This is a genomic window from Burkholderia sp. Se-20378, from assembly GCF_017104665.1.
In the GTDB taxonomy this organism is placed as follows: domain Bacteria; phylum Pseudomonadota; class Gammaproteobacteria; order Burkholderiales; family Burkholderiaceae; genus Burkholderia; species Burkholderia lata.
Map to the genome: position 1 here is coordinate 25,381 of NZ_JAAGPG010000034.1, position 11,268 is coordinate 36,648.

9 protein-coding genes are annotated in these 11,268 nt (G+C 68.8%); 4 read left to right on the forward strand and 5 right to left on the reverse strand.

Annotated elements, in window-relative coordinates; genetic code table 11:
- Positions 1-18 precede the first annotated feature (18 nt).
- Together G3N93_RS07090 and G3N93_RS07095 are read left to right on the forward strand one after the other, a co-directional pair.
- Positions 19-1,977: a nitrite/sulfite reductase gene (locus G3N93_RS07090; RefSeq protein WP_374196425.1), complete on the forward strand. Its 1,959-nt coding sequence runs from the start codon at positions 19-21 to the stop codon at positions 1,975-1,977.
- Positions 1,974-2,408, forward strand: coding sequence for a DUF934 domain-containing protein (locus G3N93_RS07095; RefSeq protein ID WP_206132638.1), 435 nt, complete (start codon positions 1,974-1,976; stop codon positions 2,406-2,408). Before G3N93_RS07090 ends, G3N93_RS07095 begins: the two co-directional genes overlap by 4 nt.
- A 78-nt stretch (positions 2,409-2,486) precedes the next feature.
- On the opposite strand, the gene G3N93_RS07100 is transcribed toward G3N93_RS07095, so the two are convergent.
- The 4 genes from G3N93_RS07100 to G3N93_RS07115 form a co-directional block, all read right to left on the reverse strand.
- Complete coding sequence (locus tag G3N93_RS07100; protein WP_206132639.1) at positions 2,487-3,767, reverse strand: virulence factor family protein; 1,281 nt, start codon at positions 3,765-3,767, stop codon at positions 2,487-2,489.
- A complete protein-coding gene (gene mprF, locus G3N93_RS07105) occupies positions 3,764-6,358 on the reverse strand; it encodes a bifunctional lysylphosphatidylglycerol flippase/synthetase MprF (RefSeq protein WP_174943058.1) in 2,595 nt (864 codons plus the stop codon). Before mprF ends, G3N93_RS07100 begins: the two co-directional genes overlap by 4 nt.
- Positions 6,359-6,786: 428 nt before the next feature.
- Complete coding sequence (locus G3N93_RS07110) at positions 6,787-7,221, reverse strand: hypothetical protein (protein ID WP_206132640.1); 435 nt, start codon at positions 7,219-7,221, stop codon at positions 6,787-6,789.
- Between the two features lie 80 nt (positions 7,222-7,301).
- Entirely contained in the window at positions 7,302-8,216 is a 915-nt protein-coding gene (locus G3N93_RS07115; protein WP_206132645.1) for a LysR family transcriptional regulator, read from the reverse strand.
- Positions 8,217-8,311: 95 nt separating this feature from the next.
- On the opposite strand from G3N93_RS07115, the gene G3N93_RS07120 reads away from it, so the two are divergent.
- Together G3N93_RS07120 and G3N93_RS07125 are read left to right on the forward strand one after the other, a co-directional pair.
- Positions 8,312-8,749, forward strand: a complete 438-nt coding sequence (locus tag G3N93_RS07120; RefSeq protein WP_206132641.1) for a heme-binding protein — start codon at positions 8,312-8,314, stop codon at positions 8,747-8,749.
- Positions 8,750-8,753: 4 nt separating this feature from the next.
- Positions 8,754-9,530 (forward strand): SDR family oxidoreductase, encoded by a 777-nt coding sequence (locus G3N93_RS07125; RefSeq protein ID WP_206132642.1) that lies wholly within the window; start codon positions 8,754-8,756, stop codon positions 9,528-9,530.
- A 51-nt stretch (positions 9,531-9,581) separates the two neighbouring features.
- On the opposite strand, the gene G3N93_RS07130 is transcribed toward G3N93_RS07125, so the two are convergent.
- A partial coding sequence (locus G3N93_RS07130) for a sulfite reductase flavoprotein subunit alpha (RefSeq protein ID WP_206132643.1) occupies positions 9,582-11,268 on the reverse strand: 1,687 nt, incomplete at its 5' end.

The window sequence follows — 11,268 nt, forward strand, 5'->3', positions numbered from 1 at the left end:
ACGGGCATGCACGCGCGCATGCCCGGCCCGCGCCGGCGTCACGCCGGCCATCTGCTGCGCCCTTTTCGTCCCCATCTGCTGCTTGTCCCGCCGCACCGCGTTCCCTACGCTGTCTCCGGTTGCCTGACACCCGTCGCAACGTCTGTCCCGAGCCGCGCGCTCCGCGCCACGGCTCCTCTCGCGTATCACGTCATGTATCGATATACCGTTTTCGACCGGGCGCTCGTGCACAGCCGCGCCGCCCAGTTTCGCGACCAGCTCGAACGCTGGCAGCACGGCACACTGAGCGAAGACGCGTTCCGGCCGCTGCGCCTGCAGAACGGCTGGTACGTGCAGCGCCACGCGCCGATGCTGCGCGTGGCCGTCCCGTACGGCGAACTGTCGAGCGCGCAGCTGCGCGTGCTCGCGCGGATCGCGCGCGTCTACGACGTGCCGGACGACGCCACCTACCGCACCGCATCCGACGCGCAGGCCTTGCTCGGCACGCTGCGCCTGCCGACCCGCAGCGCGCACTTCACGACGCGCACCAACGTGCAGTTCAACTGGATTCCGCTCGACAAGGCCGCCGACGTGATGGACCTGCTCGCGACCGTCGACATGCACGGCATCCAGACGAGCGGCAACTGCATCCGCAATATCTCGTGCGACGAGCGCGCCGGCGTCGCGCCGGACGAGATCGCCGATCCGCGCCCGTTCGCCGAGGTGATGCGCCAGTGGACGACGCTGCACCCCGAATTCGCGTTCCTGCCGCGCAAGTTCAAGATCGCGATCACCGGCGCGACCGAAGACCGCGCGGCCACCGACTGGCATGACGTCGGGCTGAAGCTCGTGCGCGACGACACGGGCGCGCTCGGCTTTCGCGTGAGCGTCGGCGGCGGGATGGGCCGCACGCCGATGATCGCGACGCTGCTGCGCGCGTTCCTGCCGTGGCAGCACGTGATGAACTACATCGAGGCGATCGTCCGCGTGTACAACCGCTACGGACGCCGCGACAACAAGTACAAGGCGCGCATCAAGATCCTCGTGAAGACCGAGGGACAGCGCTACATCGACGACGTCGAGGAGGAGTTCCGCCAGATCGTCGATCACGACGGCGGGCTGCACACGATTCCGCAGGTCGAGTTCGACCGCGTCGCCGCGTCGTTCGTCCCGCCGCGGCTCAAGCCGCGCACGGTCAGCCTGCGCGACGCGAACCAGCGCCTCTCCGCCCAGGCCGCACGCCATCCGGCCTTCGCGCGCTGGCTCGCACGCAACGTGGCCGACCACCGCGATCCGGCGCTGCGCATCGTCACGCTGTCGTTCAAGCGCCGCCTGCAGGCGCCGGGCGACGCGTCGCCGGACCAGCTCGACGCGCTCGCCGGTCTCGCCGACCAGTTCTCGGCCGGCGAGGCGCGCGTCACGCACACGCAGAACGTCGTGCTGCCGTGGGTGCATGTCGACGACCTGTTCCTGCTGTGGGAAAACGCGCGCGCGATCGGGCTCGCCAGCGCGAACGTCGGACTCCTGACGGACATGATCGCGTGTCCGGGCGGGGACTTCTGCGCGCTCGCGAATGCACGCTCGATCCCGATCGCCGACGCGATCGCCGAGCGCTTCCAGGATCTCGACATGCTGCACGACGTCGGCGACATCGACCTGCACATCAGCGGCTGCATCAACTCGTGCGGCCATCATCACAGCGGCCACCTCGGCATCCTCGGCGTCGACAAGGACGGCGCCGAGTGGTATCAGGTCACGCTCGGCGGCTCGGACGGCTCGACCGCGAGCGGCCCCGCGCGACCGGGCAAGGTGATCGGCCCGTCGTTTTCGGCGGACGAGATCGTCGATGTCGTCGATGCGATCGTCAACGCGTATCTCGACGCGCGGATCGATGACGACGGCCGCAGCGAACGATTCATCGACACGGTCCGCCGCATCGGCACGGAACCCTTCAAGGCCGCCGCGAACGACGCGCGCCATCAGGTGGAGCACGCATGACGCAAGCAGGGAATCCGACCGCACGCATCCGGCTGCTGACGCCGGCCGAACACACCGGCGACACGCAGCAGCACGACGCAGCGACGCTGACGATCGGCAACGACGAGGAACTGCCGCCGCTCGCCGGGCAAATCGCGCAGGCTGCGCGTATCGACCTGGCGTTCCCGTCGTTCACCGACGGCCGCGCGTACAGCCAGGCGTACCTGCTGCGCAAACGCTATGGCTTCACCGGCGACCTGCGCGCGACCGGCGACGTGCTGGTCGACCAGTTGCTGCTGATGGAACGCACGGGGTTTTCGAGCGCGGTGCTCGGCGACGGCACCGACATCACGGCCGCGCGGCGCCAGCTCGACCGGTTCCCCGGCTTCTACCAGCACGATGCGCGAACGGCGATGCCGCAGCCGAACACGGCCACGCCCGCCGGAAAATGAAACGGGCGGCCCGCAGGCCGCCCGTACGATGAACCGGACGCTACCGGCCGGCGCCCGCCGCGAAGCGGGCGCCGGCGTTCAGCGCGCCGCGACCGGCTTGCCGAACGCGCCGAGAATCTTCTTCTCGAGCGCGAGGTAGTCGCGGCCGAAGTGGTGATCACCCTGCGTCTTGATCACGTCGGCGCCCGTGTTCACGAGTGCCGGACACATCGTGTCCTTCTCTTCCGCACCATAGAAGCACTGCACGAGCTGCGGCGGCACCTTCGCGATTTCCGGCGCAACCTTCAGCGCCTTGTCACTTGCGGGCATGCCGAGCCACCCCGTCACGCGGATCTGGAAATCGGCGGCCGGCGCGAAGCCGAGCAGCGACATCACGGCGACCTTGTCGCGCAGATCGGCCGGCAGCCGGTTGTACGCGAACGGCATCACGTCGGCGCCGAACGAGTAGCCGACCAGTGCAACGCGATTCGCATGCCAGCGCGCCATGTAGGTGCGCATCACGCGCGCGAGATCGCGGCTCACCTGCGCCGGCGGCTTCTCGCTCCAGAAGTAGCGCAGGCTGTCGATGCCGACCACCGACACGCCGTCGCGCTGCAGCGCCTCGGCGATCGTCTTGTCGAGATCGCGCCAGCCGCCGTCACCCGAGATCACGATCGCGAGCTGGCCGTTGCCACCCTTGGCCGGCAGCTCGACGAGCGGCAGATCCGACACGTCGAGTTCGTCGCCGCTGGTGGTGTCCCGCAGATGCGAGGTGACGAGCGACACGAGCTTCGCGGAATCGCCCGCGGCCGCCGTTTCGACGAAGCCCGGCATCGCGCGGCGCACGATCGTCGGATCGGGCGGGCACGGCTTGAAGCGCGGATCGAGCTTCGCAGCCGGATCGACCGATACGACACCGGCGATCGTGTTCTCCGGCGCCATCGACAGGATCTGCTTCGCGATCGCGCCGCCCTGGCCCACGCCCGCGACGATCGGCGTGAAATAGCGTGACGACTGCGCGAGGCGTTCGAGCTGGTGGCTGACCGCTTCGGCGTCGCCGTCGAGGTGGTGGCAGGTCTCCTGCTTCGCGGCGAGATTCATCGCATAGCGCTCCGAATCGACGCCGACCGTCATCGCCCCGGCCTTCGCGAGTGCATCGGCGGCCTGCTGATCGGCCGCATTCCAGCCGGCCTCATGCGAGAACAGCACGACGAAGCCGCGCAACGGCCCGCTGGGTTTGGTCACGGTCACGGGCCCATAGCGGCCGCCCGATACGGTTTCGGCCTTCACTGCGGCTGGCTGCGTAGCGCACGCGGCGCCGGCCAGCATCATTCCCGCGCAGGCGGCTGCCGCCCGCGCGATTCCCTTCTTCAAACTCATGAACGCCGACCTCCAGCCAGCAATGACAGATCCGCAAGCGTGACGAACACGCCGACCGTACCCGAGGCCGCGAGGTAACGCGGCTCCCAGTGTGGTTCGAACTTGCTCTTGAATGCGCGCAAGCCGCGGAAGTTGTAGAAGCGGCCGCCGAAGCGCCAGACCATCAGGCCGATCCGGTGCAACGGCGACGGCATCTTCGCCGCCCCCATCCCCGAGAACGGCGCGATGCCCAGGCTCAGCTTGCGGAAGCCCGCTTCCTTCAGATGCAGCGCGAGCTGCGTAAACAGATACTCCATCGCGTACGGCGAAGCGTCCGGCAGATGGCGCATCACGCCGACCGTCGCCTCGGTGTTGAGGTCGGTCGTCATGAACGTGACGAACGCGATCGGCTTGTCGGCCTGCCGCACGAGCATCACCGACTGCGTCGCCAGATAGCCGTCGTGGAACGCGGCGACCGAGAAGCTCTTCTCGCGCGCGTCGCGGCTGTCGAGCCAGCCGTCGGAGATATCGCGCAACGCCGGCAGCGCGGCCGGCACGTCGCTCGGCGCGATCACTTCGACCGTCAGCGCGTCCTTGTCGCCGCGGCGCAGCGCGTAGCGCAGGTGCGAGCGGTTCGAGCCTTTCAGGTCGAACCGGTCGAGCGCGATATGCGCTTCCTCGCCGAGCTTCATCAGCGTGAGCCCCGCGTCGAGATACAGCGGCAGCGCGTTCGCACGCACCTGGTAGAACGCCGCCCGGCCGCTATGCGCGTGGGCGAGCGCGATGAACTTGCTGATCAGCGCCGGCCATTCCTCGCGCGGCCCGACCGGGTCGTGCAGCGCGGCCCACGTGCGGCCGTTCTTCGCATACATCAGGAAGGCCTGACGGGACTCCGAGAACAGGAACGACTTGTCGCCCATCAGCGCAAGGCCCGCATCGCTGCATTCCTGCGCGCGGATGATCCGTTCGGCATCCGACAGGTCCTGCTCCGCCGGCTTCACGAAACGGCCCGGCGCCGGGCGCAGCAGTTGCCACAGCGCGAACAGCGCGACGAACACGCCGGACGCGAGCGTCGCGCGCAGCGCCCGCGGCGCACGCGCGTCGAACGAGAAATGCGACCACAGCTCGCGCGTGTACGGCACGTCGCGGAATGCGAAGAACAGCACCCACACGGCCAGCATCAGCACCATCGCCACCGACACGAACCAGCTCACCGTGAAGCGCTCGGCCAGCAGCGACGAATGGCGGTTGAAGCGGCGACGGCTGACGAGCAGCAGCACCAGCAGCGTGCCGAGCACGCCGGCCTCGACGAACGCGAGGCCCTTCGCCAGCGACAGCGCGAGGCTGGCGAGCGTCAGCGCGAAGGTCATCCACCATGCGCCGTCGAGACGGCGCAGCAGCCCGCGCGCGACGAACAGCAGCGCCACGCCGAGCACACTGCAGATCACCTGCGAGCCTTCGAGCACCCACAGCGGCACGAGGTGGCGCAGGATCGCGATCCGGTGCCAGAACGCGGGCGTCGCGCTCGAGATCACCAGCATCCCGCCGACCGCGAACGTCACGAGGCTCAGGAACACCGGCGCGAGCTGCGACACGCGCACGGCCTGCCGCGTCACGAGCCGGCGCCGCAGCGCGCGGCCTTCGAAACCGGCCAGCAGGCCGGCCGACAGCACGAGCGGCACGCCGAAATAGATCGCGCGATACGCGATCAGCGCGGCGACCATCGCGTGCGGCGGCACTTCACGACCGAGCGTGAACACCATCGCGGCTTCGAACACGCCGATCCCGCCCGGCGTATGGCCGATCATCCCGAGCAGCAACGCCGCGGCGTAAACAGTAATGAAGGTCGGGAAGCCGACCGGCGCGGCCGGCAGCAGCACCCACAGCGTCAGGCCCGCCGCGACGACGTCGAATACCGCATAGACGACCTGCGCGACGAGATCGCGCCGCGCCGGCACGTCGAACGACAGCCACTTGAAGCGCGTGACGACCGGGCGCGCGGTGTTGCCGCACATCACGACCATCGCGGCCAGCAGCACGAGCAGCGCCGCGCCGGTCCACGTCAGCACGCCAGGCGCGACGTGCAGCATCGCGGCGAGCGCCTCCGGCACGCAGACCATGCCGACCGCCGTCATCAACACCATCGCGAGCGCCAGCGTGCCGCTCGTGAACACTGTCATCCGGCCGATCTGCGCGGGCGTGACGCCCGACACGCCGTACACGCGTGCGCGCACCGCGCCGCCCGTCAGCGCGCCGAAGCCGGTCGCGTTACCGAGCGCGGACCCGGCGATCGCGCCGATCCACAATGCGACGCGCGGCACCTTCGCGGCGACGTAACGGAGGCCCACCGCGTCGCGGGCGACGAGCGCGAGATAGCTGAGGGCCGTCGCGGCCAGCGACGCGCCCCACTCGCCGGCGGACATGTGACGCAGCTGGCGGATCACCGACCGGTAGTCGACAGATTCCGACAGGTGCTGGAAAACCACGATCAGCAGCAGGCCGATGCCGAGCGCGAGCAGCGGCGACAGCACACGCTCGTTGCGGATCAGCGCCCGGACACGGGCGATCACCGCCTCGGCGCGGCCGGGCGAACCAGAGTGGCGGGAAGACATAGAGTGTTCAGTGGTGGTGCATAGCGTGTCGCGGCGCAAGACGGCCAGGCGGCGACGTATCTGGTTGTTCTGCGTGGGCGGTCGGCCGAAGGAAATGGCAGGCGGCGCCTGGATCAGAACTTACGAGTATACGGAATTTATATTACAGAATCTTTCAGGTTCGGATTGTGCGGATTTGTCGTGCCTTGCACATCAAAATCGCATCAAAAATAGTGCGTCCGACAAACGCAAGGTGCGCATCATACCGGGAACCGTCACGGTTTTTTCATCAGATGAATGGCCGGTCGCGGAATTGGGAGAAATTCTCCCGGTCGGGCCGCGTGAACGAGGACGGATTCACGGGCCGGTGCAGCACTTCGGAAATGGGGACGGGTGGATCCGGGTGACGGGGTCTCACCGTCTCCCGACCCGGGAACACACGGGCCCCATCACTCCGCCCGCTCATGCTCCCCCAACCCGATCGCCTTGTAGTCGTAAGTCGGATAAAACTCCGTCCGGTACGCACCCCACGCCGTATCCTCCAGCACGCGATTGACCTCGCGCAGCCGCGACGCCGGCAGCCGCAGCACGACAATCTGCCCGATCCCCATCGTCACGGTCCAGCTCACCACCTCCACGCCCGGCGGCGGAAATGCCTTGTAGAACCCCTGCTTCGCGAGTTGCGCATTCAGCTCGGCAAGCGGGCGCGACTGGTCGTGTTTCAGGAATACGGTGAGCAGTACCGCGTTGTCGGGCGTGGCGGCTGCCGTTCCGGCCGGCACGGTCGACGTCTGGCCGATGGCCGGTACGCTAACGATCGCGGCGCCGGCCAACGCTGCAGCGATTGCAAGGGTTCGAATCGGGAAATACGAAATTGCCGTCATGACGCGACTCCATGGCTTCGTGGCTGGAGCCGCCATCATGCGCCGACGGCCTCATCGCCGCAGTCGGCCGGCCGATGCGGCTATGCGTCGTCCGCGCCGCTGCGTTCGCGCAGCACGTCGATGAACGCACGCAGCTTGGCCGGCACGTGCTTGCGATTGACGTAGTACAGCCACATCGGCGGCAACGTGCGGCACGCGCCGGGCAACACCTCGACGAGCGCGCCGTCGCGCAAATCCTGCTCGATCCGCTCGCGCATGAACGCGAACGCAATGCCGACGCCCGCGCGCGCCGCGTCGATCACCGCGTCGGCGTCGTTCGTCACGAACACGCCGTCCGGATCGAGATCGACGTCGCGCTGCCCGTCACGCAACGGCCATTTGTGCAGACGCCCGCTCTCCGAGAACCGGAAACGGATGCACGCATGCCGCTCGAGCTCCGCAATCGACGCCGGCACGCCGTGCCGTGCCAGATAGCCTGGCGACGCCACCAGCGCACACGTCAACGCCGGTGCGATCCGCACGCCGATCATGCCGGGTTGCAGCCGGTCGGCCAGGCGAATCCCCGCATCGAACCCGTCCTTCGCGATATCGACCAGCTCGTTCTCGTAGCGGATCTCGAGCCGGACTTTCGGGTAGCGCTCGCGGAACGTGGCGAGCACCGGCGCGATCACGAGCGTCCGCGCCAGCGGCAGCGCGGTCACGCGCAACAACCCGTTCGGCTCGCTGCGCGCATCCTTCAGTTCCTCACGTGCCTGCATGACCTGCCGGTACGCAGGCTCGGTCTGCCGCCAGTAACGCTGGCCGGCTTCCGTCAGGCTCACGCCGCGCGTGCTGCGATTGAACAGCTTCACGTTCAGCTCGCCCTCGAGCTGCCCGATCGCGAGGCTGACGGCCGCCGGCGTCAGGCCCAGTGCGGCGGCGGCGCGCGTGAAGTTGCCGGCCGTCGCGACGGTCATGAACACGTGCAGCCCGGCCATCGGATCGCGTCTGCTCATCATTAAAAAAACTTGAAACTCCTTCGAGCGGAATGCGGATTCTCCCATATACCGCAACGGCCTACACTGGCCCTGTCGTCCCACCGGAGCCCCGCATGAACCTGCTCACCGTCGCACTGCCGCTCGCGGCCGCCCGCCGCACGATCGACGCGGCACTCGCGCATGCCGCCTCGCTGCAGGTCGCCGGCATCGCCGTCGCGATCGTCGATGCCGGCGCGAACCTGCTCGCGTTCGCGCGTACCGACGACTGCTTTCTCGGCGCGATCGATCTCGCGCAACGCAAGGCGCTGACGGCGGTCCGCTTCCGCGCCTCGACCGGCGCACTCGGTGCGCTGTCGGGCGACGGCCCGCTGCGCGGCATCGAACACAGCCACGGCGGGCTCGTCACGTTCGGCGGCGGCGAACCGCTCGTCGACGGCGACGGGCGCTGCGTCGGCGCGATCGGCATCTCGGGCGGCAGCGTCGATGAAGACACCGCGATCGCGCAGCACTGCCGCGACCGCTTTCCGGCAACGTTCCACTCCACAAGGTAAGCACATGGCTCAGAAACGCATCCTCATCACCGGCGCAGGCACCGGCTTCGGCCGCGAAGTCGCATTGCGCCTCGCCGAACGCGGTCACGACGTGACGGCCGGCGTACGCGTCACCGCCGAAATCGACGCACTGACGGCCGCCGCCACGCAGCGCGGCACCGCGCTGCGCGCGATCAAACTCGACGTGACGTCGCCTCACGATCGCGCCCGCGCGGCCGAGCTCGACATCGACGTGCTCGTGAACAACGCAGGCGTCGGCGAAGCCGGCGCGCTGGTGGACCTGCCGGTCGAGATCGTCCGCGAGCTGTTCGACGTCAACGTGTTCGGGCCGCTCGAACTCACGCAGCAGATCGCGCGCGGCATGCTCGCGCGCCGGCACGGCAAGATCGTGTTCGTGTCGTCGATCGCGGGCCTGATCACGGGGCCGTTCACGGGCGCCTATTGCGCGTCGAAGCACGCGGTCGAATCGGTGGCCGAGGCGATGCAGGCGGAACTGGCGCCGCACGGGATCAAGGTCGCGGTCGTGAACCCCGGCCCGTACAGCACGGGCTTCAACGACCGGATGATGGAAACGACGCGACGCTGGCGCGATCCGGCCGTGCATACCGTGACGCCCGAGCGGCTGACGTTCCCGCTCGAGCAGCACGACCCGGAGGAAATGATCGCGAAGATGGTCGACGTGATCGACCGCGACGGCGGCGCGTTCCGCAACCTGCTGCCTGAATCGTCGGAAGCGTTCGTGCGCGCCGAACAGGCACGCGCGTGGGAACGGCAGCAGTAACCTGCCGGTGGAGAGGCGGAGCGGCGAACGGCACGCCGCCGCTCCGCGCGTTCAGTACACGTCCCGCATGTAGCGGCGCGCCTTCGAAAGCCGTGCGACGTAGTCGTTCGCGGCTTCGTCCGACATCCCGCCGTGCTCGGCGACCACCGCCTTCAGCGCCGTGTCGACGTCCTTCGCCATCCGGGCGGCATCGCCGCACACGTAGAAGTGCGCGCCTTCTTCCAGCCACGCGAACAGCTCGGCGCCCTGCTCGCGCATCCGGTCCTGCACGTAGATCTTGTCGGCCTGGTCGCGCGAGAACGCGAGATCGAGCCGCGTCAGGAAGCCGCTGTCGTGCATCGCGCCGAGTTCGTCGCCGTAGTAGAAGTCGGTCTGCGCGTGCTGCTCGCCGAAGAACAGCCAGTTGCGCCCGCGCGCGCCGCGCGCCTGCCGCTCGTGCAGGAAGCCGCGGAACGGCGCGACGCCGGTACCGGGGCCGACCATCACGATCGGCACGTCGCCGTTCACCGGCGGCCGGAAATGCGCGGACTTCTGCACGAACACCGGCACGCGGCCGTCGTCCGCGCGATCGGCGAGGAACGTCGACGCAACACCTTTGCGCGCGCGCCGGCCGTTGTGATAACGCACGGCCGACACGGTCAGGTGGACCTCGCCCTGGTGCGCGCTCGGGCTCGACGCGATCGAATAGAGGCGCGGCTGCATGCGCTTGAGCATCCCGACCAGCTCGGTGCCCGACAGCTCGACCGGAAACTCGTGCAGCACGTCCGCGAGCTGCTGCCCCCACAGCCATTGCTTCAGGTCACCCTTGCGGTCGTCGCCGAGCAGCGACTTCAGCGCGCCGTTCGCACTGCGCGACGCGATGAAGGCGAGCGTGTCCGGGTGCGGGCGCGTGATGTCGAAGTGACGGGCGAGCGCATCGCCGAGGCGCACGTCGCCGACGCCCGCCACCGCGACGGGCGCATCGGCCTTCAGCGCGGTGACGGACAGCAGTTCGTCGACCAGCTCCGGGCAATTGGTCGGCCACACGCCGAGCGCGTCGCCGGTTTCGTATTCGAGGTTCGCGCCTTCGGTCGACAGCGACACGTAGCGCGTGTCCTTGGCCGCGCCCGGACGGTTGAGCCGCAGGTTCGCGACGAGCTTCGACGGCGCCGGATGCGCCTTCGTCGGCAGCAGCCCCGACGGGCTCATCCCGCCGGTCGGCACCGCGTGCAGCGCGGCATCGGCCTCCTTGATCCGCGCAACGACGCGTTCGAGCCACTGGTCGGCATCGCGCTGGAATTCGACGTCGCAATCGACGCGTGAGCAGAGACGCGCCGCGCCGAGCTCCGCGAGGCGCGCGTCGAGCCGGCGGCCATGGCCGCAGAACTGGTCGTAGTTGCGATCACCGAACGCGAGCACCGCGAAGTGCACGCCGTCGAGACGCGCGGCGCTGCCGGCCTGCAGCGCTTCCCAGAATTCGCTGCCGTTGTCGGGCGCGTCGCCGTCGCCGAACGTGCTCGTCATCAACAGCACGTATTGCGCACCGGCGAGCGACGCCACCGGATAGTCGGACATGCACGCGGTGCGGATCTCGAAGCCCGCGTTCATCAGCTGCGTCGCGTAATCCTCGGTCAACGATTCGATGTTGCCGGTCTGCGACGCCCACAGCAGTACGACCTTCGGCCGCGTGCGCACGATCCGCACGCCGCCGGACACGCCGGCATCGGCCGGCAGCGCAGGCGCCGCGGCACCCGGCACA

What these genes read in the sequence shown, in the direction of transcription:
- G3N93_RS07115 (WP_206132645.1), bottom strand. Translation starts at nt 8,216, where the DNA reads ATGAGCAGACGCGATCCGATGGCCGGGCTGCACGTGTTCATGACCGTC.
- G3N93_RS07120 (WP_206132641.1), top strand. Translation starts at nt 8,312, where the DNA reads ATGAACCTGCTCACCGTCGCACTGCCGCTCGCGGCCGCCCGCCGCACG.
- G3N93_RS07110 (WP_206132640.1), bottom strand. Translation starts at nt 7,221, where the DNA reads ATGACGGCAATTTCGTATTTCCCGATTCGAACCCTTGCAATCGCTGCA.
- G3N93_RS07125 (WP_206132642.1), top strand. Translation starts at nt 8,754, where the DNA reads ATGGCTCAGAAACGCATCCTCATCACCGGCGCAGGCACCGGCTTCGGC.
- mprF (WP_174943058.1), bottom strand. Translation starts at nt 6,358, where the DNA reads ATGTCTTCCCGCCACTCTGGTTCGCCCGGCCGCGCCGAGGCGGTGATC.
- G3N93_RS07090 (WP_374196425.1), top strand. Translation starts at nt 19, where the DNA reads ATGCCCGGCCCGCGCCGGCGTCACGCCGGCCATCTGCTGCGCCCTTTT.
- G3N93_RS07095 (WP_206132638.1), top strand. Translation starts at nt 1,974, where the DNA reads ATGACGCAAGCAGGGAATCCGACCGCACGCATCCGGCTGCTGACGCCG.
- G3N93_RS07100 (WP_206132639.1), bottom strand. Translation starts at nt 3,767, where the DNA reads ATGAGTTTGAAGAAGGGAATCGCGCGGGCGGCAGCCGCCTGCGCGGGA.